Annotated in this window: 35 protein-coding genes; 2 read left to right on the top strand and 33 right to left on the bottom strand. The window is 61.5% G+C overall.

Going from position 1 to position 23,217, the window contains the following annotated elements:
* Window positions 1-121 precede the first annotated feature (121 nt).
* Entirely contained in the window at window positions 122-1,105 is a 984-nt protein-coding gene (locus ACVOKO_RS17930) for a malate dehydrogenase (protein ID WP_346500456.1), read from the bottom strand.
* 112 nt (window positions 1,106-1,217) lie between these two features.
* Complete coding sequence (locus ACVOKO_RS17925) at window positions 1,218-1,712, bottom strand: peptidylprolyl isomerase (RefSeq protein ID WP_057629615.1); 495 nt, start codon at window positions 1,710-1,712, stop codon at window positions 1,218-1,220.
* A 215-nt stretch (window positions 1,713-1,927) separates the two neighbouring features.
* Here ACVOKO_RS17925 and typA point away from each other — a divergent pair, with 215 nt between their 5' ends.
* A complete protein-coding gene (gene typA, locus ACVOKO_RS17920; protein ID WP_346500453.1) occupies window positions 1,928-3,772 on the top strand; it encodes a translational GTPase TypA in 1,845 nt (614 codons plus the stop codon).
* Window positions 3,773-3,776: 4 nt separating this feature from the next.
* On the top strand, window positions 3,777-4,253 hold the full coding sequence (locus ACVOKO_RS17915) for a DUF2127 domain-containing protein (RefSeq protein ID WP_346500451.1): 477 nt from the start codon (window positions 3,777-3,779) through the stop codon (window positions 4,251-4,253).
* 301 nt (window positions 4,254-4,554) lie between these two features.
* On the opposite strand, the gene ACVOKO_RS17910 is transcribed toward ACVOKO_RS17915, so the two are convergent.
* The 31 genes from ACVOKO_RS17910 to ACVOKO_RS17760 all read right to left on the bottom strand — a co-directional run.
* On the bottom strand, window positions 4,555-4,998 hold the full coding sequence (locus ACVOKO_RS17910; protein ID WP_346500449.1) for an REP-associated tyrosine transposase: 444 nt from the start codon (window positions 4,996-4,998) through the stop codon (window positions 4,555-4,557).
* Window positions 4,999-5,370: 372 nt separating this feature from the next.
* Complete coding sequence (locus ACVOKO_RS17905) at window positions 5,371-6,738, bottom strand: class II 3-deoxy-7-phosphoheptulonate synthase (protein WP_346500447.1); 1,368 nt, start codon at window positions 6,736-6,738, stop codon at window positions 5,371-5,373.
* Between the two features lie 28 nt (window positions 6,739-6,766).
* A complete protein-coding gene (locus ACVOKO_RS17900) occupies window positions 6,767-7,282 on the bottom strand; it encodes a disulfide bond formation protein B (RefSeq protein WP_346500445.1) in 516 nt (171 codons plus the stop codon).
* A 145-nt stretch (window positions 7,283-7,427) separates the two neighbouring features.
* The gene (gene rplQ, locus ACVOKO_RS17895) at window positions 7,428-7,814 is read right to left on the bottom strand and encodes a 50S ribosomal protein L17 (protein ID WP_057629609.1); all 387 of its coding nucleotides are present in this window, start codon (window positions 7,812-7,814) and stop codon (window positions 7,428-7,430) included.
* A gap of 193 nt (window positions 7,815-8,007) precedes the next feature.
* Window positions 8,008-9,006: a DNA-directed RNA polymerase subunit alpha gene (locus tag ACVOKO_RS17890; protein WP_346500442.1), complete on the bottom strand. Its 999-nt coding sequence runs from the start codon at window positions 9,004-9,006 to the stop codon at window positions 8,008-8,010.
* A gap of 54 nt (window positions 9,007-9,060) precedes the next feature.
* Complete coding sequence (rpsD, locus tag ACVOKO_RS17885; protein ID WP_057629607.1) at window positions 9,061-9,690, bottom strand: 30S ribosomal protein S4; 630 nt, start codon at window positions 9,688-9,690, stop codon at window positions 9,061-9,063.
* 14 nt (window positions 9,691-9,704) lie between these two features.
* The gene (rpsK, locus tag ACVOKO_RS17880) at window positions 9,705-10,097 is read right to left on the bottom strand and encodes a 30S ribosomal protein S11 (protein ID WP_057629606.1); all 393 of its coding nucleotides are present in this window, start codon (window positions 10,095-10,097) and stop codon (window positions 9,705-9,707) included.
* 13 nt (window positions 10,098-10,110) lie between these two features.
* Complete coding sequence (gene rpsM / locus ACVOKO_RS17875) at window positions 10,111-10,467, bottom strand: 30S ribosomal protein S13 (RefSeq protein WP_057629605.1); 357 nt, start codon at window positions 10,465-10,467, stop codon at window positions 10,111-10,113.
* Window positions 10,468-10,813: 346 nt separating this feature from the next.
* A complete protein-coding gene (gene secY, locus ACVOKO_RS17870) occupies window positions 10,814-12,169 on the bottom strand; it encodes a preprotein translocase subunit SecY (protein WP_346500438.1) in 1,356 nt (451 codons plus the stop codon).
* 7 nt (window positions 12,170-12,176) lie between these two features.
* Window positions 12,177-12,620 (bottom strand): 50S ribosomal protein L15, encoded by a 444-nt coding sequence (gene rplO, locus ACVOKO_RS17865; RefSeq protein WP_057629603.1) that lies wholly within the window; start codon window positions 12,618-12,620, stop codon window positions 12,177-12,179.
* Window positions 12,621-12,626: 6 nt separating this feature from the next.
* On the bottom strand, window positions 12,627-12,818 hold the full coding sequence (gene rpmD / locus ACVOKO_RS17860) for a 50S ribosomal protein L30 (RefSeq protein WP_057629602.1): 192 nt from the start codon (window positions 12,816-12,818) through the stop codon (window positions 12,627-12,629).
* Window positions 12,811-13,353, bottom strand: a complete 543-nt coding sequence (rpsE, locus tag ACVOKO_RS17855) for a 30S ribosomal protein S5 (protein ID WP_346500435.1) — start codon at window positions 13,351-13,353, stop codon at window positions 12,811-12,813. Before rpsE ends, rpmD begins: the two co-directional genes overlap by 8 nt.
* A gap of 162 nt (window positions 13,354-13,515) precedes the next feature.
* Entirely contained in the window at window positions 13,516-13,869 is a 354-nt protein-coding gene (gene rplR / locus ACVOKO_RS17850) for a 50S ribosomal protein L18 (RefSeq protein WP_303749035.1), read from the bottom strand.
* Between the two features lie 33 nt (window positions 13,870-13,902).
* The gene (gene rplF, locus ACVOKO_RS17845) at window positions 13,903-14,430 is read right to left on the bottom strand and encodes a 50S ribosomal protein L6 (RefSeq protein WP_346500432.1); all 528 of its coding nucleotides are present in this window, start codon (window positions 14,428-14,430) and stop codon (window positions 13,903-13,905) included.
* A gap of 15 nt (window positions 14,431-14,445) precedes the next feature.
* A complete protein-coding gene (gene rpsH, locus ACVOKO_RS17840; protein WP_346500430.1) occupies window positions 14,446-14,844 on the bottom strand; it encodes a 30S ribosomal protein S8 in 399 nt (132 codons plus the stop codon).
* A 215-nt stretch (window positions 14,845-15,059) separates the two neighbouring features.
* Entirely contained in the window at window positions 15,060-15,365 is a 306-nt protein-coding gene (gene rpsN / locus ACVOKO_RS17835) for a 30S ribosomal protein S14 (protein WP_057629597.1), read from the bottom strand.
* An 18-nt stretch (window positions 15,366-15,383) separates the two neighbouring features.
* Complete coding sequence (gene rplE / locus ACVOKO_RS17830) at window positions 15,384-15,926, bottom strand: 50S ribosomal protein L5 (RefSeq protein WP_057629596.1); 543 nt, start codon at window positions 15,924-15,926, stop codon at window positions 15,384-15,386.
* 10 nt (window positions 15,927-15,936) lie between these two features.
* Window positions 15,937-16,254, bottom strand: a complete 318-nt coding sequence (gene rplX, locus ACVOKO_RS17825; protein WP_017355416.1) for a 50S ribosomal protein L24 — start codon at window positions 16,252-16,254, stop codon at window positions 15,937-15,939.
* A gap of 16 nt (window positions 16,255-16,270) precedes the next feature.
* Window positions 16,271-16,639, bottom strand: a complete 369-nt coding sequence (gene rplN / locus ACVOKO_RS17820) for a 50S ribosomal protein L14 (protein WP_019186153.1) — start codon at window positions 16,637-16,639, stop codon at window positions 16,271-16,273.
* Between the two features lie 13 nt (window positions 16,640-16,652).
* A complete protein-coding gene (gene rpsQ, locus ACVOKO_RS17815; RefSeq protein ID WP_346500426.1) occupies window positions 16,653-16,922 on the bottom strand; it encodes a 30S ribosomal protein S17 in 270 nt (89 codons plus the stop codon).
* An 11-nt stretch (window positions 16,923-16,933) separates the two neighbouring features.
* Window positions 16,934-17,119 carry a 50S ribosomal protein L29 gene (gene rpmC, locus ACVOKO_RS17810; protein WP_057629594.1) on the bottom strand — a complete coding sequence of 62 codons (186 nt, stop codon included), beginning with the start codon at window positions 17,117-17,119 and terminating at the stop codon, window positions 16,934-16,936.
* Window positions 17,119-17,532 (bottom strand): 50S ribosomal protein L16, encoded by a 414-nt coding sequence (rplP, locus tag ACVOKO_RS17805; RefSeq protein ID WP_057629593.1) that lies wholly within the window; start codon window positions 17,530-17,532, stop codon window positions 17,119-17,121. Before rplP ends, rpmC begins: the two co-directional genes overlap by 1 nt.
* Before the next feature lie 5 nt (window positions 17,533-17,537).
* Window positions 17,538-18,272: a 30S ribosomal protein S3 gene (gene rpsC, locus ACVOKO_RS17800; RefSeq protein ID WP_054657200.1), complete on the bottom strand. Its 735-nt coding sequence runs from the start codon at window positions 18,270-18,272 to the stop codon at window positions 17,538-17,540.
* A gap of 18 nt (window positions 18,273-18,290) precedes the next feature.
* Window positions 18,291-18,626, bottom strand: a complete 336-nt coding sequence (gene rplV / locus ACVOKO_RS17795; protein WP_017355410.1) for a 50S ribosomal protein L22 — start codon at window positions 18,624-18,626, stop codon at window positions 18,291-18,293.
* 12 nt (window positions 18,627-18,638) lie between these two features.
* Window positions 18,639-18,908: a 30S ribosomal protein S19 gene (gene rpsS, locus ACVOKO_RS17790; RefSeq protein ID WP_054657196.1), complete on the bottom strand. Its 270-nt coding sequence runs from the start codon at window positions 18,906-18,908 to the stop codon at window positions 18,639-18,641.
* Window positions 18,909-18,914: 6 nt separating this feature from the next.
* A complete protein-coding gene (gene rplB, locus ACVOKO_RS17785; RefSeq protein ID WP_057629590.1) occupies window positions 18,915-19,742 on the bottom strand; it encodes a 50S ribosomal protein L2 in 828 nt (275 codons plus the stop codon).
* Between the two features lie 10 nt (window positions 19,743-19,752).
* Entirely contained in the window at window positions 19,753-20,052 is a 300-nt protein-coding gene (gene rplW, locus ACVOKO_RS17780; RefSeq protein ID WP_057629589.1) for a 50S ribosomal protein L23, read from the bottom strand.
* Window positions 20,049-20,654, bottom strand: a complete 606-nt coding sequence (rplD, locus tag ACVOKO_RS17775) for a 50S ribosomal protein L4 (protein WP_346500421.1) — start codon at window positions 20,652-20,654, stop codon at window positions 20,049-20,051. Before rplD ends, rplW begins: the two co-directional genes overlap by 4 nt.
* Window positions 20,655-20,666: 12 nt before the next feature.
* Window positions 20,667-21,317 carry a 50S ribosomal protein L3 gene (rplC, locus tag ACVOKO_RS17770; protein ID WP_057629588.1) on the bottom strand — a complete coding sequence of 217 codons (651 nt, stop codon included), beginning with the start codon at window positions 21,315-21,317 and terminating at the stop codon, window positions 20,667-20,669.
* Window positions 21,318-21,328: 11 nt separating this feature from the next.
* Window positions 21,329-21,640 (bottom strand): 30S ribosomal protein S10, encoded by a 312-nt coding sequence (gene rpsJ / locus ACVOKO_RS17765; RefSeq protein WP_010341589.1) that lies wholly within the window; start codon window positions 21,638-21,640, stop codon window positions 21,329-21,331.
* A 1,459-nt stretch (window positions 21,641-23,099) separates the two neighbouring features.
* Window positions 23,100-23,217 (bottom strand): EF-Tu C-terminal domain-related protein (locus ACVOKO_RS17760; RefSeq protein ID WP_481558685.1); only part of this gene is annotated, 118 nt, incomplete at its 5' end.

The following is a 23,217-nucleotide window of genomic DNA, read 5'->3' as shown; positions in this document are numbered from 1 at the left end:
GCCATGCTCTGCAAGAGGCCTCACTGGTAGAGCCTCTGCCGAGCATGGCTCGGCACTACCGCAAACAAAAACGGGGAAGCCGAAGCTTCCCCGTTCATTGCATCACATCAACCGCCAGCTGTTACAGCAGGTCGGCCACGCCGGCGCGCTCTTCTTCCAGCTCGCCCAGGGTGATGTCGATGTACTTCTTGGAGAAGTCGTCGATCGGCAGATCCTTGACGATGGTGTACTCGCCATTCTCGGTGGTGACCGGGAAGCCGAACACAACGCCTTCCGGAATGCCGTAGGAACCGTCGGACGGCACGCCCATGGTCACCCACTTGCCGTTGCTGCCCAGCACCCAGTCATGCACGTGGTCGATGGCGGCATTGGCAGCCGAAGCGGCCGAGGACAGGCCACGGGCGGCGATGATCGCTGCGCCGCGCTTGCCGACGGTCGGAATGAAGGTGTTGGCGTTCCATTCCTGATCGTTGATCAGCTCGCCGACCTTGGCGCCGCCGGTGGTGGCGAAGCGGTAGTCCGGGTACATGGTCGGGCTGTGGTTGCCCCACACGGTGAAGTGCTCGAAGCTCTCCACGGTCTTGCCGGTCTTGGCAGCCAGCTGGCTCAGGGCGCGGTTGTGGTCCAGGCGCAGCATGGCGGTGAAGTTGCGCGGGTTCAGGTCCGGCGCCGACTTCATCGCGATGTAGGCATTGGTGTTGGCCGGGTTGCCGACCACCAGCACCTTGACGTCACGCTTGGCGACGGCGTTCAGGGCCTTGCCCTGCACGGTGAAGATCTTGGCGTTTTCCAGCAGCAGGTCCTTGCGCTCCATGCCCGGGCCGCGCGGACGGGCGCCGACCAGCAGGGCCACATCGACGTCCTTGAAGGCCACCAGCGGGTCAGCGGTGGTCACCACGCCGGCCAGCAGCGGGAAGGCGCAGTCTTCCAGTTCCATGACCACACCCTGCAGGGCGGCCTGGGCCTTTTCGTTGTCGATTTCGAGCAGCTGCAGGATGACCGGCTGATCCTTGCCCAGCATTTCGCCAGAAGCGATGCGGAACAGCAGTGCATAACCGATATTGCCGGCAGCGCCGGTTACGGCAACACGAACGGGTGCTTTCATGGGGGTTTCCTCTGCTAAGAAGCGTTTGTGGGGGTAAGGCCTGGCATGCGCAGGCGCGCGGGCCAGGCTGCAATCAGAAACGGCCACCTGAGCAGGTGGCCGTCGGAGTCAATCAGGCGGCGAGGATCTTGTTCCACTCGGCGACGCGGTCGGCCTTGGCGGCCAGCACGGCGTCGGTATCGCCTTCCAGGGTGATCTTGTTGATCGCATCGCCCTGCTGGATCGCATCAACCACGTCCAGGCCTTCGAGCACCTTGCCAAACACGGTGTGCTTGCCATCGAGCCAATCGGTCTTGATGTGGGTGATGAAGAACTGGCTGCCGTTGGTGTTCGGGCCGGCATTGGCCATGGACAGCACGCCGCGCTCATGGCGCACGCCGTTCTTGGTTTCATCTTCAAAACGGTAGCCCGGGCCGCCACGGCCGGAGCCTTCCGGGCAGCCGCCCTGGACCATGAAGTCAGCGATCACGCGGTGGAACGCCAGGCCGTCATAGAAGCCATGCTTGACCAGGTTGACGAAGTTGGCAACGGTCAGCGGTGCCTTGTCGGCATACAGCTCGACCTTGATCGGGCCGCGGGAGGTGTCGAAATTGGCGATCAGCGACATGGAAATCCTTAGTAAAGAAGACGTCTCTCAATAGCCGGATAGTTTACACCCGGCTCCGCCCGTGCTGCTGCCCCCCCCCTTTTCCGAGCTTGCACGGAAGGAAGCTGAATAGGCTATCGGACGAGTCTGAACAGCAGTTTTCGCAAAACGGCCACATACCGGTATAATGGCGAACTCATTTTCCCCATTCACGGCACCGGCTGGCCGTCTTTCGCATGTCCATCGAAAATCTTCGCAACATCGCCATCGTCGCCCACGTCGATCATGGCAAGACCACCCTCGTCGACCAGCTGCTCAAGCAGTCCGGCACCCTGTCTGAGCGTACGGTGCTTGCCGAGCGCGTGATGGACAGCAACGACCAGGAAAAAGAACGCGGCATCACCATTCTGGCCAAGAACACGGCCATTACCTGGGAAGACAAGAAGACCGGCATCAAAAACCGGATCAACATCGTCGACACCCCGGGACACGCCGACTTCGGCGGCGAGGTGGAGCGCGTACTGTCGATGGTCGACACCGTGCTGATCCTGGTCGACGCGATGGACGGCCCGATGCCGCAGACCCGCTTCGTCACCCAGAAGGCCTTCGCGATGGGCTTCAAGCCGATCGTCGTGGTCAACAAGGTTGACCGCCCGGGCTCGCGTCCGGAGTGGGTGATCGACCAGGTGTTCGACCTGTTCGACAAGCTCGGCGCCACCAATGAGCAGCTCGACTTCCCGATCGTCTACGCCTCGGCCCTGAACGGCTATGCCGGCCTGGAAGACAGCGTGCGCGACGGCGACATGACCCCGCTGTACGAAGCCATCATGCAGCACGCGCCGAAGCCGGAAGTTGACCCGGAAGGCCCGTTCCAGATGCGCATCAGCCAGCTGGACTACAACAACTTCGTAGGCGTGATCGGCATCGGCCGCATCCAGCGTGGCACCCTGAAGAAGGGCATGCAGGTTGCAGTGATCGACCGTGAAGGCAAGAAGCGCAACGGCAAGGTCGGCCAGGTTCTGGGCTTCCTGGGCCTGGAGCGCATCGAGCAGGACAGCGCCGAAGCCGGCGATATCGTTGCCATCTCCGGTATTCCGGAACTGACCATCTCCGACACCCTGTGCCACCCGGAAACCCCGGAAGCACTGCCGGCGCTGACCGTTGACGAGCCGACCATCTCGATGACCTTCCAGGTCAACAACTCGCCGTTCGCCGGCAGCAAGGACCTGTCCGGTGGCAAGTTCCTGACCAGCCGCCAGCTCAAGGACCGTCTGGACCGCGAGCAGGTCCACAACGTGGCCCTGAAGGTGGAACAGCTGGAAGACGCCGACAAGTTCCTGGTCTCCGGCCGTGGCGAGCTGCACCTGTCTGTGCTGATCGAAACCATGCGTCGTGAAGGCTACGAGCTGGCCGTGTCGCGCCCGGAAGTAATCATCAAGCAGATCGACGGCCAGGCCATGGAGCCGATCGAGCAGCTGGTGGTGGACATTGAAGAAATCCACCAGGGCGGCGTGATGGAAAAGCTGGGCTCCCGCAAGGGCCTGCTGAAGAACATGGAATCGGACGGCAAGGGTCGTGTACGCCTTGAGTACCAGATCCCGGCCCGTGGCCTGATCGGCTTCCAGAACGAGTTCAAGACCCTGACCCAGGGTTCTGGCCTGCTGTTCCACGTGTTCGACCATTACGGCCCGAAGGAACAGGGCGCCATCGCCAAGCGCCAGAACGGCGTGATGATCGCCAATGCTGCAGGCGCCACCCCGGCTTACTCGCTTGGGCCGTTGCAGGAACGCGGCAAGCTGTTCGCCGCCGAAGGTGACAACGTGTATGAAGGCCAGCTGGTCGGCATCCACTCCAAGGACAACGACCTGACCGTCAACGCCATCAAGACCAAGCCGCTGACCAACATGCGCGCTTCGGGCAAGGACGATGCGATCCAGCTGACCCCGGCGATCAAGTACTCGCTGGAACAGGCACTGGACTTCATCGAGGACGACGAGCTGGTCGAGATCACCCCGAAGGAAATCCGCCTGCGCAAGAAGGGTCTGACCGAAAGCGAGCGCAAGAAGTCTTCGCGCGGCTGATAGCGTGACTGGCAACAAGCCCTACAACCCGGATCCGCATGCGCATCCGGGTCTGGCAGCCATCGCGCTGCTGGAAGCGGGAAAGGCCGTACTGGCCTTTCTCGCTGCGGCTGGCCTGGAAATCTCCGGGCCGGCTCCGCTTCGCAACATCATCAATGCCCTGATCCACCGCGCAGGTGGTGACCCCGAGAACGGCGCGTTCTCCTCGCTGCTGGGCATGATCACCCCCGATACCGTTCACCTGGGCGCGGCCGTACTGGTCGGCTACGGGCTGCTGCGCGTGCTTGAAGCCTGGGGCCTGTGGCGCGCAAAGGCCTGGGCCTCATGGCTGGGCTGCATCTCCGCCGCGCTCTACCTGCCGCTGGACTTCTACGCCATCGTCAAACACCCCGGCTGGGCCTCCTGGCTGCTGCTGGCGGTCAATCTGCTGGTCGTCTGGGTACTGGCCCGCGACCTGGGCAAGCGCCACCTCAAGCGCTGACGCTTCACCCGTAGTGCCGAGCCATGCTCGGCATGAGGCCTGCCCAGCAATCCCGAACGCCCCACCTGTAGTGCCGAGCCATGCTCGACATCAGGCTTTACCGCCTCACCTGTAGTGCCGAGCCATGCTCGGCATTAGGCTTTGCCGCTTCACCTGTAGTGCCGAGCCATGCTCGGCATTTGGCATTCCCGGTAACGCCCCTGCCGAGCATGGCTCGGCACTACATATGCCCCACCCTACCGGTAACGCCCCTGCCGAGCATGGCTCGGCACTACATGTGCAATTCCGGCGCCGCGCAACATCACAGCTGCCAGCCCCATCTGCACCACGCATACGGATAGTCCTGCGGCCTTTCGCATAGGCCAGCCCGCACCGGGTTATGCAGCAGGCAGTTGGCTACGCCACGCAGTGACTCATCGCGCCTGATCGCATGATCGTGATAGCCCGCCTGCCAGATCGATCCGACGCCGCCAATGGATCTTGCCGAGCCGGATTTCAGGCGCTGCAGGCAGGCGCCCAGCGAACCGGATTGAAGCTGCAGCAACCAATGCAGGTGATCCGGCATCACCACCCAGGCCAGGTTGTGGCTGATGCCAGCAAGCTCACAATCGAGAAGCGCCTCGATCAACGCTGCAGCGTTTTCAGGCTGCGCGAAGAGGGGTGCGCGCCCCGCGGTCACCGTGGTGATTGAATAGATGTGATCGGGCAGCGATACGCGCCCGAGGCGCAGTTTTGAACTGGACATCGCTGCAGCCTGAGGCCGGCAACCGAGAAGATCCGTCAGCGCTTCACCGCTTCACCTGTAGTGCCGAGCCATGCTCGGCATGTGGCATTACCGGTAACGCCTCTGCCGAGCATGGCTCCGCATGTGGCATTACCGGTAACTCCCCTGCCGAGCATGGCTCGGCACTACAGATGCGGCATTAACGGTAACGCTCCTGCCGAGCACGGCTCGGCACTACAGATGCGGCATTGCCGGTAACGCTTCTGCCGAGCATGCCTCGGCACTACAGGTGCGGCATTACCGGGAACGCTTTTCTGCCGAGCATGGCTCGGCACTACAGATGCGGCATTGCCGGTAACGCCTCTGCCGAGCATGGCTCGGCACTACAGTGCGTCAGCCCTGCTTGCGGACGATGGCCATGGCGATTTCCAGCGACTGCTCGTAATTCAGCCGCGGGTCGACGCTGGAACGGTAGGCACGCTCCAGATCGCGCTCAGTGAGCTCACGCGCGCCGCCGGTGCATTCGGTGACATCCTCGCCCGTCAGCTCCAGGTGCACGCCTCCCAGGCGCGTACCGGCTGCTGCGTGCAGGTCGAACGACATCTCCACTTCGCTGCGGATGTTGTCGAAGCGACGGGTCTTGTAGCCGTTGCTGGTGCTCTCGGTGTTGCCATGCATCGCATCGCAGACCCACAGCACGCGGCGACCATCGCGCTTGATCGCATCCAGCAGCGGCGGCAACTTGTCGGCAATCTGTGCCGCGCCCATGCGATGGATGAAGCTCAGGCGGCCCGGCTCATCGTCCGGGTTCAGCACATCGATCAGCCGCAACAGCTGATCCGGCTGCACCGATGGCCCCACCTTGATCGCGATCGGGTTGCGCACGCCACGCAGGTATTCCACGTGCGCGCCGTCCAGCGCTGCGGTGCGCATGCCGATCCACGGGTAATGCGTGCTCAGGTTGAACCAGCCGTTCTGGCGCGGCACCTGCCGGGTCAGCGCCTGCTCGTAGGGCAGCAGCAAGGCCTCGTGCGAGGTGTAGAAATCCACCCGGTTGAGGTTGTGCACCTGCGAACCGGACAGGGTTTCCATGAAATCCACGGCATCGCCGATCGAGGCCACCATCTTCTGGTACTCCTCGGCCAGCGGCGAGCAGCGCATCCAGGCCAGGTTCCAGTACTCAGGATGGTGCAGGTCGGCAAAGCCGCCATCGATCAGCGCCCGCACGAAATTCATCGTCAGCGCCGAGCGCGAATGCGCGGTGATCATCCGCTGTGGGTCCGGCACACGCGCGGCCTCGGTGAACGCCGGCGCGTTGATCACATCGCCGCGGTAGCTCGGCAGGGTCACCCCATCACGGGTTTCGGTGTCGGCCGAGCGCGGCTTGGCGTACTGGCCGGCAAAGCGGCCCACCCGGATCACCGGCGTGCGCAGGCCGTGCACCAGCACCAGGCTCATCTGCAGCAGCACCTTGAGCCGGTTGGAAATCGTGCCCGATTCGCAGTCGACGAAGTTCTCCGCGCAATCACCGCCCTGCAGCAGGAAGCGCTTGCCCTCTTGGGCGTCGGCCAGCTGCTGCTTGAGCGCGAAGATCTCCCACGAGGTCACCAGTGGCGGCAGCTGCCGCAGCTCGTTCAGCGCATCGTCCAGCGCCTGCGCATCGGGATACGTTGGCATCTGCAGCGCAGGCTTGCCACGCCAGCTATCCGGCGCCCAGCTGCTGGCGTTGGCGACGGATGAGGGGGACAGGGAAGCGTTCATGCAGATACCAATGGAAGAAGTGGAAAAATCAGATCGAACGTTTTTTGCGGGTGCGCAGGCCGACATACAACGCCCAGCCGGCAAGCAGTACGAACCACACCAGGCTCCACATCGGCATGCTCAGGCCGAGGAAGGTCCAGTCGATGTTGCCGCAGTCGCCGGTACCGGTAAGCACCGTGCGGAACACCTCGAACGGGCCCATGGTTTCAGCCAGGAAGCTCAGCGGCGGGCCGCAGCTGCTGCCCAGGTCCTTCGGCAACAACTGCACGTAGACGTGGCGCCCGGCGATGCCGATACCCACCAGCGCTGCCAGCAGCGTCAACACGCCATAGCCGGCACGACCGCCGCGGCTGGAAGGCCCATGCAGCGCGCCGAACAGGAACAGCACGCCCACTGCGGCAAATGCGATGCGCTGGTAGATGCACAGCGGGCACGGCTCCAACCCCATCTGGATCTGCATGTAGATCGCAAATGCCAGCAGCCCGGCACAGGCCGCAAAGCCCAGCAGGCACTGCGCACGGAAGCTCCAACGCAAGGGGTTCATCGCATCATTCCGGAGTAGACAATGCGGCAAGAGTAGCAGGCCATCCGCGCACGATCAGCAGTGATGCCAGTTGCAACTTCATCAAACAGAAAGCCCGGCGTTGGCCGGGCTTCTGTTGCATCCGTCGATGGATGGAAGTGCGCGATTACTCGCCGACTTCTTCCGCCACGGCGACCGGACGGTCAACCAGTTCGACATAGGCCATCGGTGCGTTGTCGCCAGCGCGGAAGCCGCACTTCAGCAGGCGCAGGTAGCCGCCCGGACGGTTGGCGTAGCGCGGGCCCAGGATGGTGAACAGGACGCCGACGGCTTCCTGGTCACGCAGGCGGGCGAACGCCAGACGACGGTTGGCAACCGAATCAACCTTGGCCAGGGTGATCAGCGGCTCGGCAACGCGGCGCAGTTCCTTGGCCTTCGGCAGGGTGGTCTTGATCAGCTGGTGCTTGAACAGCGACGCAGCCATGTTCTTGAACATTGCTTCGCGGTGGGCGCTGGTACGGTTGAACTTGCGGCCCGACTTCATATGACGCATGGGTGTATTCCTTGATTAATGATGGAACGTTGGACTTCGTTGTCGCCATCCTGGCGTTGTAAGTGGACTGCGGATGGTCCTGGTCGCCCGTCCTGGACGACCTGCATTGCGGCGTTGTTTAACCGTCAATGCGGGTACTGCTGAAACAATATTCCCCCGCATGGTCGCCCATGCGGGGGAACAGGTATTGCTATCAACCAAGCATGCCGTGAGCGGCGACACCGGCCGGCGGCCAGTTCTCCAGCTTCATGCCAAGCGACAGGCCACGCTGGGCCAGCACTTCCTTGATCTCGGTCAGCGACTTCTTGCCGAGGTTCGGGGTCTTGAGCAGTTCCACTTCGGTCTTCTGGATCAGATCACCGATGTAGTAGATGCTCTCGGCCTTCAGGCAGTTGGCCGAACGCACGGTCAGCTCCAGGTCGTCGATCGGGCGCAGCAGCACCGGATCCACGCCGTTGTTGGCCGGCTTGGCCGCACCGCGGTCGCGGTGGGTGAAATCGCCGAACACCGACAGCTGATCGCTGAGGATGTCGGCCGCAGTGCGGACAGCTTCCTCGGCATCGATCGTGCCGTTGGTTTCGATATCGATGACCAGCTTGTCCAGATCGGTACGCTGTTCGACGCGAGCGGCTTCCACCGCATAAGCGACGCGGCGGACCGGCGAGAACGAGGCATCCAGCACCAGACGACCAATCGCACGCGATTCTTCGTCCGGACGACGACGCACAGCGGCCGGCTGGTAGCCGAAGCCGCGCTCGACCTTCAGACGCATGTTGATCGCAGTGTCCTTGGTCAGGTTGCAGATCACATGGTCGCCGTTGATCACTTCGACGTTGTGGTCAACCTTGATGTCGGCAGCGGTAACAACGCCCGGACCCTGCTTGGACAGGGAAACGGTGGCGCTGTCGCCGGTGTGCATACGGATAGCCACGTCTTTCAGGTTCAGCAGGACGTCAAGCACGTCTTCCTGCAGGCCTTCAAGGGTGGTGTACTCATGCAGCACGCCGTCGATCTCGACTTCGGTAATGGCGAAGCCCGGGATGGACGACAGCAGCACGCGACGCAGGGCGTTGCCCAGCGTATGCCCGTAACCACGCTCCAAAGGTTCGATCACAACCTTGGCGCGGGTGTCGGTAAGGCGTTCGATCTGCGGACCGCGAGGACGCAGAACCTGGTTTGCGGTAACCGTCATGTTGCGGGTTCTCCTGCGAACCTCCGGTGCAACCCGGAGGTTCTCCATTGTGAATTACTTCGAATACAACTCGACGATCAGCGCTTCGTTGATATCCGCAGGCAGGTCCGCACGATCCGGAACGGCCTTGAAGACGCCGCTGAACTTCTTCGAATCGACTTCGACCCACGACGGGCTGAGGTCGTGCTGCTCGGCAACGACCAGGGCTTCCTGGACGCGCAGCTGCTTGGCAGCCTTCTCAGACAGCGCAATCGCGTCGCCGGCCTTGATCTGGTACGAAGCCAGGTTGACCGACTTGCCATTGACCGTGACACCGCGGTGCGAAACCAGCTGACGAGCAGCCGGACGCGTCACTGCGAAGCCCATGCGGTAGACGACGTTGTCCAGACGGGTTTCCAACAACTGCAGCAGGTTCTCGCCGGTGTTGCCCTTCTTGGTCGAGGCCTTCTTGTAGTAGTTGCGGAACTGACGCTCCAGCAGACCGTAGATACGCTTGACCTTCTGCTTTTCACGCAGCTGGGTAGCGTAGTCGGACAGCTTGCCCTTACGGGCAGTGGCGCCGTGCTGGCCGGGCTTTTGCTCCAGCTTGCACTTGGAATCCAACGCGCGGGCCGGGCTCTTCAGAGAGAGGTCGGCGCCTTCGCGGCGGGCGAGCTTACAGGTAGGACCGATATAACGAGCCATTTCTTATCGCTCCTTTAGACGCGACGCTTCTTCGGCGGACGGCACCCGTTGTGCGGGATTGGCGTCACGTCGATGATGTTGGTGATCTTGTAGCCGACGTTGTTCAACGAACGTACGGCCGACTCACGGCCCGGACCCGGACCCTTGATGCGGACTTCCAGCGACTTCAGTCCGTAATCCAGCGCAGCCTTGCCAGCCTTTTCGGCGGCAACCTGAGCGGCGAACGGAGTCGACTTACGCGAACCACGGAAGCCAGCGCCACCGGAGGTCGCCCAGGACAGTGCATTGCCCTGACGGTCGGTGATGGTCACGATGGTGTTGTTGAACGAAGCGTGGACGTGGGCAACGCCATCAGTGATGACGCGCTTGATCTTCTTCTTGGTTTTTGCTGCTGCGGGCTTAGCCATTATCTAGGGTCCCTTACTTCTTCAGAGCCTTGCGCGGACCCTTACGGGTACGTGCATTGGTCTTGGTGCGCTGACCACGCAGCGGGAGACCACGACGATGACGCAGGCCGCGATAGCAGCCCAGGTCCATCAGGCGCTTGATGGCAATGCCGATTTCGCGACGCAGGTCGCCTTCAACGATGTACTTGCCCACTTCCAGGCGCAGACGATCGATTTCCGGTTCCGACAAATCGCGGATCTTGGTGGTCGAAGCAACGCCTGCGACTTCGCAGACCTTCTTCGAACGGGTACGGCCGATGCCGTAAATGCTTTGCAACCCGACCCAGACGTGCTTCTGGGCTGGCAGGTTGACGCCTGCAATACGCGCCATGACGCGGTTCTCCAGCTGAGTGATGGCCGACTGCGCACCATGAGGCGCGCCAATCCGGCAGGATGGATCAAAAAAGTGAACTAGCGATACTAACAAGGCTTCGGTTTGCTTGGAAGCCGTGGAACGTAATGTTCCACAGACCCGGCGTGGGGAGTGTGCCCATGCTCCGGCGCCGGATGTGCCTGGCAAGGAGAGTCATCTCCGAGCCGCCCGCGCTACTCCCGCGCGGAACAACCACATCACACCCCCACCCGAAACCGCTGCAGGGGCCGCCCTTCTGTTTGGAAAGCCGCCCGGTTGACCAGGGCGGGTTTCGCGTAATTAAGCCGTAAGTATAACCGGTGAATCAGCCGCGTGCAAAACCGCCGCGGTTGCCGCCCTTCAGGTTGGCCTTCTTCAACAGGCTTTCGTACTGGTGCGACATCAGATGTGCCTGAACCTGCGCGATGAAGTCCATCACCACCACCACCACGATCAGCAGCGAGGTGCCACCGAAGTAGAACGAGGCGTTGAGCTGGGTGCGCATGATTTCCGGCAGCAGGCAGACGATCACCAGGTACAGCGAGCCGGCAGCGGTCAAACGGGTCAGCACGGCATCGATGTAGTCGGCGGTAGCCTTGCCCGGACGAATGCCCGGAATCAGCGCGCCCGACTTCTTCAGGTTGTCGGCGGTTTCCTGCGAGTTGAACACCAGTGCGGTGTAGAAGAACGCGAAACCGGTGATCAGACCTGCGAACACGATCATGTGCAGCGGCTCGCCCGGACCCAGCGCGTTGGCCACCTTCTGCAGCCACGTGGCCGAGCTGGCCTGGCCGGACCACATCGCCAGCGTTGCCGGGAAGGCCAGGATGCTGGAGGCGAAGATGGCCGGGATCACGCCCGCCATGTTCAGCTTCAGCGGCAGGAACGAGGTCTGGTTCATATAGGCATTACGGCCACCCTGACGGCGGGCGTAATTGACCGTGATACGACGCTGACCGCGCTCCACGAACACCACGAAGTAGGTGAAAGCCAGCACCACCAGCACGATGATCAGCAACGAGATGAAGCTCATGTTGCCGTCACGGTACGCTTCGACGGTGTGGATCACAGCAGCCGGCAAGCCAGCCACGATGCCTGCGAAGATGATCAGCGACACACCGTTGCCGATGCCACGCTCGGTCACCTGCTCACCCACCCACATCAGGAAGATGGTGCCTGCGGTGAGCGCGATGATCGCGGTCAACACGAAGCCCATGCCCGGGGCATAAACCACCGGTGCACCGCCCGGCGACACCTGGTTCTGCAGTGCCAGCGCAATACTGCCGCCCTGCACTACCGCCAGGAGCACCGCGCCGATGCGCGAATACTGGGTGATCTTGCGACGACCCGACTCACCTTCCTTCTGCATGGCCTTCAGGGCCGGGAAGATGTGGACCGCCAGCTGCATCACGATGGATGCCGAAATATACGGCATCACATTCAACGCGAAGATACTGAAACGGTGCAGGGCGCCGCCCGAGAACATGTTGAACATGTCCACGATGCCGCCGCCCTGCGCCTGCATCAGCGCAAGCATGGCCTCGGGATTGACGCCCGGCACCGGCACATAACAGCCAATGCGATAGACGAGCAATGCCCCAAGTACGAACAGGAGGCGTTGGCGAAGTTCTGTGAACTTGCCTGCCCCTGCCGCGAGTTTACCGATGCCAGCTTGCGCCATGTTCCAGTTACTCCTGTACGCTGCCGCCGGCAGCTTCAATCGCGGCCTTGGCGCCGGCAGTAGCAGCAATACCCTTCAGGGTGAATGCCTTGCTCAGCTCGCCCTTGAAGACGACCTTGGCCTTCTTCGCGGTCGACGGGATCAGCTTGGCTGCACGCAGTGCGGCCAGGTCGATCTCACCAGCTTCCAGACGATCAAGGTGGTAGGACAGCACTTCTGCAGTGTCCTTGGCCTTGTGCGAGAAGAAGCCGATCTTCGGCAGACGACGCTGCATCGGGGTCTGGCCGCCTTCGAAGCCGGCCTTGATCTTGCCGCCGCCCTTACGAGCGAACGAACCCTTGTGGCCGCGGCCGCAGGTCTTGCCCAGGCCGGAGCCGATACCGCGACCGACGCGGGTGCGCTCGGTGCGGGCGCCCGGTGCCGGGCTCAGTTCATTGAGACGCATAGTCATGGTCGATTACTCCTCAACCTGGACGAGGTACTGAACCTTGTTGATCAGACCGCGAACCTGCGGGCTGTCTTTCAGTTCACGCACATCATTGATCTTGCTCAGGCCCAACGCACGCACCGACAGGCGGTGACGCGACTGGGTACCACGCAGGCCGCGCACCAGGCGCACCTTGACGGTCTTGACGGTTTCATTAGCCATGGTTGAGATCCTCAACCTTCTTGCCGCGCTTGGCAGCAATACGCGCCGGCGACTGTGCGCCAGCCAGGCCCTTCAACGTGGCGCGAACCAGGTTGATCGGGTTGCGCGAACCAACAGCCTTGGCCAGAACGTTCTTCACGCCCACGGCTTCCAGCACGGCGCGCATGGCACCACCAGCAATGACGCCAGTACCTTCCGAAGCCGGCTGCATGAACACGCGAGCTGCGCCGTGACCATCCTTGATGGTGTGCCACAACGTGCCGTTGTTCAGATCAACGGTGACCTGGTTCTTGCGAGCCTGCTCCATCGACTTCTGGATGGCGACCGGCACTTCGCGTGCCTTGCCGTAACCGAAGCCAACCTTGCCTTCGCCATCACCGACCACGGTCAGTGCGGTGAAGGTGAACTGGCGACCGCCCTTGACGGTCTTGCTGACGCGGTTGACCGCGACCAGCTTTTCGATCATGCCGTCGTCGACTTTCTCTTCGCGGTTACGGTCGCGATCGCGACCCCGCTGCTGACGTTCTTCTGCCATTTCGATTCCTTGATTGATTGGGTTATGTACGGCTCGAAGCCGCTTATGGTTGTGTAGTGAAGCGTTGAATCACCAGCCGCTGCAGAAGAACGAAAGGCGCCCGGTACAAACCCGTACCGGCAGGCAGGCGGAAAGGGGCCAAAGGCCCCTTTCCTGTATTGCTTAGAACTGCAGGCCGCCTTCGCGGGCAGCATCAGCAAGAGCCTTGATGCGACCGTGGTAGCGGTAGCCCGAGCGGTCGAAAGCGACCTTCTCGATACCAGCAGCCTTGGCGCGCTCTGCAATCAGCTTGCCAACCTTGGTGGCGGCTTCCATGTTCTTGCCGCTCTTCAGGCCTTCCTTGACGTCGGCCTGTGCGGTGTTGGCAGCAGCCAGCACCAGGGAGCCGTCGGCGGTGAAGATCTGTGCGTACAGGTGCTGACCGGTGCGCAGGACCGACAAGCGCGCAACACCCAGGGTACGGATGTGCGAACGGGTCGACTTGGCGCGACGCAGACGTGCGATGTTCTTGTTCATGTTCTTTATCCTCGAAAGCTGAAAACCTAAGAATTAGGCCTTCTTGGCTTCCTTGCGAATGATGACTTCACCGGCGTACTTCACACCCTTGCCCTTATAGGGCTCCGGCGGACGGAAACCGCGGATCTTGGCAGCGACTTCACCGACAACCTGCTTGTCAACGCCCTGCACGACGATTTCGGTCTGCGTCGGGGTCGAGATGGTGATGCCTTCCGGCGCCACGAACAGGACGGGGTGGGAGAAGCCCAGCGACAGGTTCAGGTCCTTGCCCTGCATGGCAGCGCGGTAACCCACGCCGACCAGCTCAAGCTTGCGCTCGAAGCCTTCGGACACGCCCTGCACCATGTTGGCCAGGATCGCACGCACGGTGCCAGCCAGCGCGTCGAAGGAGATGTCCTTCGGGTTCAGCGTGGCAACGCCGTTGTCGAGAGTGATTTCAACGCCAGCGGTCTTGTTCAGCGACAGGGTGCCCTTCGGGCCCTTCACGCTCACAACTTCCGGCTGGATGGTCAGTTCAACGCCCTTGGGCAGGTTGATCGGCTTCTTGGCTACACGGGACATAGTGGACTCCTTCCCTTAGGCCACGAAGCACAGGACTTCGCCGCCGACGCCCAACTGGCGCGCCTGCGCATCAGTCATGATGCCTTTGGAGGTGGAAATGATCGAAATACCCAGGCCGTTCATGACCTTCGGCAGCTCGGACTTGCCACGGTACTGGCGCAGACCCGAACGCGAGAAGCGCTTCAGGGTCGCGATGACCGGCTTGCCCTCGAAATACTTCAGGACGATTTCGATCTCGGCCTTGTTGTTTTCGATGTTGTTGACGCGCAGGTCAGTGATGTAACCCTCATCCTTCAGGACCTGGGCAATAGCCACCTTGACCTTGGACGACGGGGCTTTCACCGTCTGCTTGCCAACCGCTGCCGCATTTCGAATGCGTACCAGCAGGTCGGCGATGGGATCAGTCATGCTCATGTAAATACCTTTGAGTGCACCGATATCCGCTTTCGCGAAAATCTTGTGTTTTCCTGGGATGGGCCAGGGCCCTTGACGCACCTGCCGCCTGTTTCGGGCAGGCAAGGAGCGGGATTATACGACAAAAAGCCCGACTTGCGTCGGACTTTTTGCTTTACCTTCAGGTTGCCCTTCCGGCGACCTGACCGGGCCTTGCGGCCCGGCCGGGCTGTTACTTACCAGCTTGCCTTGCGCAGGCCCGGCACGTCACCACGCATGGTGGCTTCGCGCAGCTTGTTACGGCCAAGGCCGAACTTGCTGTACACGCCACGCGGACGACCCGACAGTTCGCAACGGTTGCGATGGCGGCTCGGCGACGAATCGCGCGGCAGCTTCGACAACTTGATCACGGCTTCTGCCTTCTCTTCGTAGCTCGCGTCCACCGAGGACACGATCTTCTTCAGAGCTGCACGCTTGTCGGCGTACTTCACTGCCAGCTTCTTCCGCTTGATGTCGCGGTTGACCATTGAGGTCTTTGCCATTTCGGTATCCTCGACGAATCAGTTACGGAACGGGAACTTGAACGCTGCGAGCAGCGCCTTCGCTTCCGCGTCGGTCTTGGCGGTGGTGGTGATGGCGATATCCATACCGCGGATCGCATCGACGGCGTCGAAATCGATTTCCGGGAAGATGATCTGTTCCTTCACACCCATGTTGAAGTTGCCACGACCGTCGAACGAACGACCCGACACGCCGCGGAAGTCACGCACGCGCGGCAGCGAGATGTTGATCAGGCGATCCAGGAACTCAAACATGGTGTCACGACGCAGCGTGACCTTGCAGCCGATCGGCCAACCATCACGGATCTTGAACGATGCCACCGAGACGCGCGACTTGGTGATGACCGGCTTCTGGCCGGTGATCTTGGTCATGTCGCCAACGGCGTTCTCAAGAACCTTCTTGTTGGTCGCAGCTTCACCAACGCCCATGTTCAAGGTGACCTTGACCAGACGCGGGACCTGCATCGGATTGGTGTAACCGAACTGCTTGGTCAGCGCCGGTACCACTTCTTCCTTGTAAAACTTTTCGAGACGTGAATTCATCGGTCAGTCCTTAGGCGTCGAGCGCCTCACCGCTGGAGCGGAACACACGCAGTTTGCGTCCATCCTCCAGCACCTTGAAGCCAACGCGCTCGCCCTTGCCCGAAGCCGGGTTCAGCACATTCACGTTGGAGATATGGATCGACGCTTCACGCTCGACCACGCCGCCGGCAACGCCTGCCTGCGGGTTCGGCTTGGTGTGGCGCTTGACGATGTTCACGTTGGCGACGATCACACGATCGCCGTCGACGCGGACGACTTCGCCCTGCTTGCCCTTGTCCTTGCCGGTGTTGACGACAACCTGGTCGCCCTTCTTGATACGGTTAGCCATGATTATCTCCTGGCGCTCACAGAACTTCGGGAGCGAGCGAGACGATCTTCATGAACTTCTCGGAACGAAGTTCACGGGTCACCGGTCCGAAGATGCGGGTGCCGATCGGCTCTTGCTTGTTGTTGAGCAGGACCGCAGCGTTGCCGTCAAAACGGATCAGCGAGCCATCGGCGCGACGCACACCCTTACGGGTACGCACCACGACGGCGTCATACACTTCGCCCTTCTTGACTTTGCCGCGCGGGATTGCGTCCTTCACGGTGACCTTGATGATGTCGCCGATGTGGGCATAACGGCGCTTGGAACCACCAAGCACCTTGATGCACATCAGTTCCTTGGCACCGGAATTGTCCGCAGCATCAAGGTAGCTCTGCATCTGGATCATGAGTCAGATCTCCTTATTCAGCCGCACGCGTGATGACTTCCACCACGCGCCAGTTCTTGGTCTTGGACATCGGAGCAATCTCGGTCACACGAACGACATCACCTTCTTTACAGGCGTTGTCGGCGTCGTGTGCGTGCAGCTTGGACGAGCGCTTGATGTACTTACCGTACAACGGGTGCTTGACCTGGCGCTCCACCAACACGGTGACCGTCTTGTCCATCTTATTGCTGACGACACGGCCTTCGACCGTGCGCAGCGACTTGCTTTCAGTATTTTCGCTCATAGCAGCCATCCTTACTTCGTGCTGCCGATCAGGTGCTTGACGCGAGCAATCTCGCGGCGCACCCGACGGGTTTCGTGAGTCTTCGGCAGCTGGCCGGTGACTTGCTGCATACGGAGCGAGAACTGCTCCTTACGCAGGTCGGTCAGGTGGGCCTTGAGATCGTCAGCCGACTTCTCGCGGAGTTGTTTGATGTCCATCAGCGCACCGTCCGGGTTACGAAAGTGGTGGTCACCGAGAGCTTGGCAGCGGCCAGGCGGAACGCCTCGCGTGCCACTTCCTCGGTCACGCCCTCGACTTCATAAATCATGCGGCCCGGCTGGATCTGAGCGACCCAGTATTCCACGCCGCCCTTACCAGCACCCATTCGAACTTCGATGGGCTTCTTGGTGATGGGCTTGTCGGGGAACACGCGGATCCACATCTTGCCACCGCGCTTGACGTAGCGGCTGATCGAACGGCGAGCCGCTTCGATCTGACGCGCGGTCAGCTGACCGTGGGCGGTTGCCTTCAAGCCGTACTCGCCAAAGCTGACAGCGTTGGCGCTCCAGCTCAGGCCGTCGTTGCGGCCCTTGAACATCTTGCGGTATTTGGTTCGCTTCGGTTGCAACATTGCCGTTACCTCGCTTCACGAGCCGGGCGCGACGGACGGTCACCGCGGTCGCCGCGATCGTTACGATCGTTGCGCGGGCTGTCGTCCTGCTTTTCCTGGCCAACCTGGGAGAAATCAAAGACTTCACCCTTGTAGATCCAAACCTTGATGCCGATGATGCCGTAGGTGGTGCTGGCTTCAGCGAAACCGTAGTCGATATCCGCACGCAGGGTGTGCAACGGCACGCGGCCTTCGCGGTACCACTCCGAACGAGCAATTTCAGCGCCGTTCAAGCGGCCGCCGACGTTGACCTTGATGCCCAGGGCACCCAGGCGCATCGCGTTGCCGACCGAGCGCTTCATTGCACGGCGGAACATGATGCGGCGCTCCAGCTGCTGCGCGATCGACTCGGCAACCAGCTGTGCGTCCAACTCCGGCTTGCGCACTTCGGTGACGTTGATGTGCGCCGGGACGCCCATCATTTCGCTCACTTCCTTACGCAGCTTTTCGATGTCCTCACCACGCTTGCCGATCACCACGCCCGGACGGGCGGTGTGGATCGTCACGCGGGCGGTCTTCGCCGGACGCTCGATGAGGATCTTGGAGATGCCAGCCTGTGCAAGCTTCTTGCGCAGCATCTCGCGAACCTTCAGGTCGGCTGCCAGGTAACCGGCAAACTCGGCCTTGTTGGCGTACCACTTGGAATTCCAATCTTTGGAAATGCCCAGGCGGATGCCAATCGGATGAACTTTATGACCCATGGTCTTTATCCTTTCCGCTTACTTGCCGGCGCCCACAACCACAGTGATGTGGCTGGTGCGCTTGAGGATGCGGGTACCGCGGCCTTTCGCCCGCGCCATGAAACGCTTCAGGGTCGGACCTTCATCTACCATGATGGTCTGGACCTTCAGCTCGTCGACGTCAGCGCCCTGGTTGTTTTCGGCATTTGCAATAGCCGACTCCACCACCTTCTTGATCAGGTGGGCAGCCTTCTTATCCGAAAACTTCAGCAGGTTGACCGCACGCTCGGCCGGCAGACCGCGCACCTGGTCAGCGACCAGACGGGCTTTCTGCGCAGAGATGCGCGCGGAGCGCAGGATTGCTTTCGCTTCCATTGTCATCTCTCCTTACTTGCCCGACTTCTTGTCGCCACCGTGACCCTTGAAGGTCCGGGTGACGGCAAATTCGCCGAGCTTGTGGCCGACCATGTTCTCATTGACGAGCACTGGAACGTGGTTCTTACCGTTATGAACGGCGATGGTGACCCCTACCATTTCCGGCAGGATCATGGAACGGCGCGACCAGGTTTTGATCGGCTTCTTGCTGCCCGCAGCGGCCTCCACCTTCTTGATGAGGTGGTGATCGACGAACGGGCCCTTCTTGAGTGAACGTGCCATGGTCGATTAGCCCCTACGATCGCGGACGATGAACTGCTGAGTGCGCTTGTTATGGCGCGTCTTGTAACCCTTGGTCGGAACACCCCACGGGGTGACCGGATGCGGATTACCCTGGCCGGCCTTGGCTTCACCACCACCGTGCGGGTGATCCACCGGGTTCATGGCCGCACCGCGGACGGTCGGCTTGACGCCGCGCCAGCGCTTGGCACCAGCTTTGCCCAGCTTTTCCAGGTTGTGCTCATCGTTACCGACTTCACCGATGGTGGCGCGGCATTCGACCGGCACCTTACGCATTTCACCCGAGCGCAGACGCAGGGTGGCGTAGATGCCTTCACGAGCGACCAGCTGCACGCCTGCACCAGCAGCACGAGCGATCTGAGCGCCCTTGCCCGGCTTCAGCTCGATCCCGTGGACGGTGGTACCGACCGGGATGTTGCGCAGCGGCAGGGTGTTGCCGGTCTTGATCGGGGCGTGAGCACCCGAGATGACCTGGTCACCTGCCTTCAGGCCCTTCGGGGCGATGATGTAGCGACGCTCGCCGTCGACGTAGCACAGCAGGGCGATATGGGCAGTGCGGTTCGGATCGTATTCGATACGTTCCACGCGTGCCGGAATGCCTTCCTTGTTGCGCTTGAAGTCGATCAGACGGTAGTGCTGCTTGTGACCACCACCCACATGACGGGTGGTGATGCGGCCGTGGTGGTTACGACCGCCGGACTTGCTCTGCGGCTCCAGCAACGCAGCATGCGGCGCGCCTTTGTGCAGATCAGGAGTGACCACGCGCACGGCCGAACGACGGCCGGGAGAAGTGGGTTTGAATTTCATCAATGGCATGGGATGTACCTCAGGCCTTGGCCGTTACATCGATGGACTGACCATCGGCGAGACGCACATACGCCTTGCGCCAATCGCCGCGGCGGCCTGCACGGTTACGGAAGGACTTGTTCTTGCCCTTCACGTTCAGCACGTTGACCGACTCGACCTTGACGTCGAACAGCTGCTCAACCGCGGCCTTTACATCGGCCTTGGTGGCTTCGTTCGAAACTTCGAAGACGTATTGGTTGGAGATTTCCTGCAGGCGCGCGGTCTTTTCAGAGACTCGCGGTGCACGCAGCACGCTGAAGATTTTTTCGTTGGCGCTCATGCCAGCCACTCCTCGACCTTCTTGACCGCGTCAGCGGTGATGACGACCGTGTCGGCACCGACCAGAGCGACCGGATCCAGGCCCTGCACGTCACGCACTTCCACGTAGGGAATGTTGCGTGCCGACAGGTACAGGTGCTCGGTGGCTTCTTCGGTGACGATCAGCGGGCGCTTGCCCACTTCCAGGCCAGCCAGCTTGGTGATCAGAGCCTTGGTGCTGGTCGCGTCGACATCGAACGACTCAACGATGGTCAGGCGGCCCTGGCGGTTCAGCTCGGACAGGATGGCGCACATGGCGGCGCGATACTGCTTACGATTGACCTTCTGTTCGAAGCTACGCGGCTTGGCCGCGAAGGTGACACCACCGCCGACGAAGATCGGAGCGGTCAGGGCACCGTGACGAGCGCCACCACCCTTCTGCTTCTTCGACTTCTTGGTGGTACCAGCCACTTCAGAACGCGTCTTCTGTGCCTTGGTGCCCGAACGTGCGGCGTTGCGGTAAGCAACGACGACCTGGTGAACCAGATCTTCGCTGAAATCGCGACCGAACACGGCGTCGGAGACCGAGACCTTGTTGTTGCTACCCGTGATAACGAGTTCCATCGTCATCTCTCCTTATGCCTTGCTAGCCGGACGCACGATCACGTCACCACCGGCTGCGCCAGGCACGGCGCCGCGGATGGCAATCAGACCACGCTCGACATCGACCTTGACCACTTCCAGGTTCTGCGTGCTCTGCTGCACCGAACCCATGTGGCCGGACATCTTCTTGCCCGGGAAAACGCGACCCGGGGTCTGGCGCTGGCCCAAGGAACCCGGCGCGCGATGCGACAGCGAGTTACCGTGGGTTGCATCGCCCATACGGAAGTTGTAGCGCTTGATGGTGCCCTGGAAGCCCTTACCCTTGGTGACGCCCTGGACGTCAACCGTCTGGCCGACTTCAAAGATGTCTGCCTTGATTTCGCCACCGACGGCGAAATCGCCGATCTGTGCGTCTTCAACGCGGAATTCCCACAGGCCGCGACCGGCTTCAACCTTCGCCTTGGCGAGGTGACCAGCTTCCGGCTTGTTGACCAGTGCAGCGCGACGTGCGCCGACAGTCACCTGCACAGCGCTGTAGCCGTCGGTTTCGACGGTCTTGATCTGCGCGATGCGGTTCGGGGTGGCTTCAATCAGGGTCACTGGGATGGACTGGCCATCTTCAGTGAAAACGCGGCTCATGCCAGCCTTGCGGCCCACGAAGCCCAACGAATATTTCTTCGTCATGGTCGTAGTCCTCAGGTCAGCTTGATCTGAACGTCGACGCCGGCAGCCAGTTCGAGCTTCATCAGCGCGTCCACGGTCTTGTCGTTGGGGTCGACGATATCGAGCACGCGCTTATGCGTGCGGGTCTCGTACTGGTCACGCGCGTCTTTGTCGACGTGCGGGGAGACGAGGATGGTGTAACGCTCGATCTTGGTGGGCAGAGGGATCGGGCCACGCACTTGCGCGCCGGTCCGCTTTGCCGTTTCAACGATCTCGCTGGCCGAACGGTCGATCAAACGATGATCAAACGCCTTCAACCGAATTCGGATCTTTTGGTCCGCCATGACGGTGTTCCTATAGGTCTAAAGAGCGACAGGTCCGGCCCCTGAGTGTGCCGAACCCCATGAAAACGACGTTTAGCGCCGAAGCACTGCCCGTCGCGCGAATCCTTTCAAAACAGCAGGGCGGCCCGGTTTCCCGGCCGCCCCAGACATATTCAAACGCGCGGTATCACCCCGGTTAACCGGAGTGAGCCACGCGACCTGTCCTTGTCTGGCGAATACGAGGTGCGTCCTGCCCCTCCTTTCGCTGGTTGCGGAAACCTCGTAAACGAGCCTTCCGCGAGTGGTCGTGCATTCTGTCAGTATTTTTTGCCTATTGCAACTCACCCCTCTGCCGAGGTATGGGGTGCTTCAGCCAACAGCAGGATTCAAGGGGTTTTGACGTAGATGGCCGTTTGCAGCCTGGCTATTGCCAGCGGGCATTTGCGCAAACAGCGCGCTATTTCGCAGGCGTCAGCTCAATACCCTGTTTCGGCAAAACCCACGCAGACTGCGAAGAACCACCTCAACACCCCATCCGCCGCCCTGCCCTGCCCCAGGAACGAGCAGTGACACGGGTAAAACAGCGAGCGCATACGGCAAACGAGCCGGGCGCATGCAACGAGGGCCGCATTATCCATGCGACCTGGGCAGGAGCACAAATCGACCCTGTTCAGCCAGCCCAAGCTTGTTTCGAAGAGCTGCCCTCACCCCAACCCCTCTCCCGCAGGCGGGAGAGGGGCTCGGATAACTGCGGCCTGCCCGATCCCCGCGACCTGCTCGGATCCTGCCATTTGCTCGGATCCTGCCGTTTGTTCGGATCCTGCCGTTTGCTCAGATCCTGCCGTTTGCTCGGATCCTGCCGTTTGCTCGGATCCTGCCGTTTGCTCGGATCCTGCCGTTTGCTCGGATCCTGCCGTTTGCTCGGATCCTGCCGTTTGCTCGGATCCTGCCGTTTACTCGGAACCTGCTGCTTACTCGGATCCTGCCGCTTACTCGAATCCTGCCGCCCGCTCGGATCTTGTTGCCTGCTCGGATCCTGCTCCCTGCTCGGCCCCTGCCGCTTGCTCGGCCCCTGCCGTTTGCTCGGATACCTGCAGCTTGCCTCGATGCCTGCCAGCTGCCCGGATACCCGCAGATCGCAGCGCACTAGCCCCTCTCCCGCGCGCGGGAGAGGGGTTGGGGTGAGGGCAAGCTCTTGGCCGTTGATCCTCCGGCCTTTTCAGCACTCCACCCTCGAAACACCAAACTTTTCGAACGCCCGGATACCAAAGCTTTGGGCCAGCAACATCCCCCCAGCGCCAGGTAGCCCGGAAGCCTCAGTCCCGGAAACCGGCAACCTCCAAAGCCAAGACCACAGGAGAAACCCCAACCCCCATAGCCATCGGCCATGCCCCTGCCCCGCAAAAAACAGACAAAAAAAAAGGGCGGCCCGGAGGCCGCCCTTCTTCAACACCTTGCTTCGCGAGGAAGCGCAGCGCTATTAGGCAACGATCTTTGCAACCACGCCGGCGCCGACGGTACGGCCACCTTCGCGGATTGCGAAGCGCAGGCCTTCGTCCATTGCCACCGGGTTGATCAGGGTGACAACCATCTTGACG

It is taken from the genome of Stenotrophomonas sp. STEN240, assembly GCF_056756175.1.
Note: the sequence above shows the minus strand (reverse complement) of the source record. Positions and strands in the feature narration are given on the sequence as shown.

Excerpts from the sequence above, each read along its gene's own strand:
- ACVOKO_RS17930 (WP_346500456.1), bottom strand. The coding sequence starts at position 1,105 with ATGAAAGCACCCGTTCGTGTTGCCGTAACCGGCGCTGCCGGCAATATC.
- ACVOKO_RS17925 (WP_057629615.1), bottom strand. The coding sequence starts at position 1,712 with ATGTCGCTGATCGCCAATTTCGACACCTCCCGCGGCCCGATCAAGGTC.
- typA (WP_346500453.1), top strand. The coding sequence starts at position 1,928 with ATGTCCATCGAAAATCTTCGCAACATCGCCATCGTCGCCCACGTCGAT.
- ACVOKO_RS17910 (WP_346500449.1), bottom strand. The coding sequence starts at position 4,998 with ATGTCCAGTTCAAAACTGCGCCTCGGGCGCGTATCGCTGCCCGATCAC.
- ACVOKO_RS17905 (WP_346500447.1), bottom strand. The coding sequence starts at position 6,738 with ATGAACGCTTCCCTGTCCCCCTCATCCGTCGCCAACGCCAGCAGCTGG.
- ACVOKO_RS17900 (WP_346500445.1), bottom strand. The coding sequence starts at position 7,282 with ATGAACCCCTTGCGTTGGAGCTTCCGTGCGCAGTGCCTGCTGGGCTTT.
- rplQ (WP_057629609.1), bottom strand. The coding sequence starts at position 7,814 with ATGCGTCATATGAAGTCGGGCCGCAAGTTCAACCGTACCAGCGCCCAC.
- ACVOKO_RS17890 (WP_346500442.1), bottom strand. The coding sequence starts at position 9,006 with ATGACGGTTACCGCAAACCAGGTTCTGCGTCCTCGCGGTCCGCAGATC.
- rpsD (WP_057629607.1), bottom strand. The coding sequence starts at position 9,690 with ATGGCTCGTTATATCGGTCCTACCTGTAAGCTCGCCCGCCGCGAAGGC.
- rpsK (WP_057629606.1), bottom strand. The coding sequence starts at position 10,097 with ATGGCTAAGCCCGCAGCAGCAAAAACCAAGAAGAAGATCAAGCGCGTC.
- rpsM (WP_057629605.1), bottom strand. The coding sequence starts at position 10,467 with ATGGCGCGTATTGCAGGCGTCAACCTGCCAGCCCAGAAGCACGTCTGG.
- secY (WP_346500438.1), bottom strand. The coding sequence starts at position 12,169 with ATGGCGCAAGCTGGCATCGGTAAACTCGCGGCAGGGGCAGGCAAGTTC.
- rplO (WP_057629603.1), bottom strand. The coding sequence starts at position 12,620 with ATGACTATGCGTCTCAATGAACTGAGCCCGGCACCGGGCGCCCGCACC.
- rpmD (WP_057629602.1), bottom strand. The coding sequence starts at position 12,818 with ATGGCTAATGAAACCGTCAAGACCGTCAAGGTGCGCCTGGTGCGCGGC.
- rpsE (WP_346500435.1), bottom strand. The coding sequence starts at position 13,353 with ATGGCAGAAGAACGTCAGCAGCGGGGTCGCGATCGCGACCGTAACCGC.
- rplR (WP_303749035.1), bottom strand. The coding sequence starts at position 13,869 with ATGAACAAGAACATCGCACGTCTGCGTCGCGCCAAGTCGACCCGTTCG.
- rplF (WP_346500432.1), bottom strand. The coding sequence starts at position 14,430 with ATGTCCCGTGTAGCCAAGAAGCCGATCAACCTGCCCAAGGGCGTTGAA.
- rpsH (WP_346500430.1), bottom strand. The coding sequence starts at position 14,844 with ATGAGCATGACTGATCCCATCGCCGACCTGCTGGTACGCATTCGAAAT.
- rpsN (WP_057629597.1), bottom strand. The coding sequence starts at position 15,365 with ATGGCAAAGACCTCAATGGTCAACCGCGACATCAAGCGGAAGAAGCTG.
- rplE (WP_057629596.1), bottom strand. The coding sequence starts at position 15,926 with ATGAATTCACGTCTCGAAAAGTTTTACAAGGAAGAAGTGGTACCGGCG.
- rplX (WP_017355416.1), bottom strand. The coding sequence starts at position 16,254 with ATGGCTAACCGTATCAAGAAGGGCGACCAGGTTGTCGTCAACACCGGC.
- rplN (WP_019186153.1), bottom strand. The coding sequence starts at position 16,639 with ATGATCCAGATGCAGAGCTACCTTGATGCTGCGGACAATTCCGGTGCC.
- rpsQ (WP_346500426.1), bottom strand. The coding sequence starts at position 16,922 with ATGAGCGAAAATACTGAAAGCAAGTCGCTGCGCACGGTCGAAGGCCGT.
- rpmC (WP_057629594.1), bottom strand. The coding sequence starts at position 17,119 with ATGGACATCAAACAACTCCGCGAGAAGTCGGCTGACGATCTCAAGGCC.
- rplP (WP_057629593.1), bottom strand. The coding sequence starts at position 17,532 with ATGTTGCAACCGAAGCGAACCAAATACCGCAAGATGTTCAAGGGCCGC.
- rpsC (WP_054657200.1), bottom strand. The coding sequence starts at position 18,272 with ATGGGTCATAAAGTTCATCCGATTGGCATCCGCCTGGGCATTTCCAAA.
- rplV (WP_017355410.1), bottom strand. The coding sequence starts at position 18,626 with ATGGAAGCGAAAGCAATCCTGCGCTCCGCGCGCATCTCTGCGCAGAAA.
- rpsS (WP_054657196.1), bottom strand. The coding sequence starts at position 18,908 with ATGGCACGTTCACTCAAGAAGGGCCCGTTCGTCGATCACCACCTCATC.
- rplB (WP_057629590.1), bottom strand. The coding sequence starts at position 19,742 with ATGCCATTGATGAAATTCAAACCCACTTCTCCCGGCCGTCGTTCGGCC.
- rplW (WP_057629589.1), bottom strand. The coding sequence starts at position 20,052 with ATGAGCGCCAACGAAAAAATCTTCAGCGTGCTGCGTGCACCGCGAGTC.
- rplD (WP_346500421.1), bottom strand. The coding sequence starts at position 20,654 with ATGGAACTCGTTATCACGGGTAGCAACAACAAGGTCTCGGTCTCCGAC.
- rplC (WP_057629588.1), bottom strand. The coding sequence starts at position 21,317 with ATGACGAAGAAATATTCGTTGGGCTTCGTGGGCCGCAAGGCTGGCATG.
- rpsJ (WP_010341589.1), bottom strand. The coding sequence starts at position 21,640 with ATGGCGGACCAAAAGATCCGAATTCGGTTGAAGGCGTTTGATCATCGT.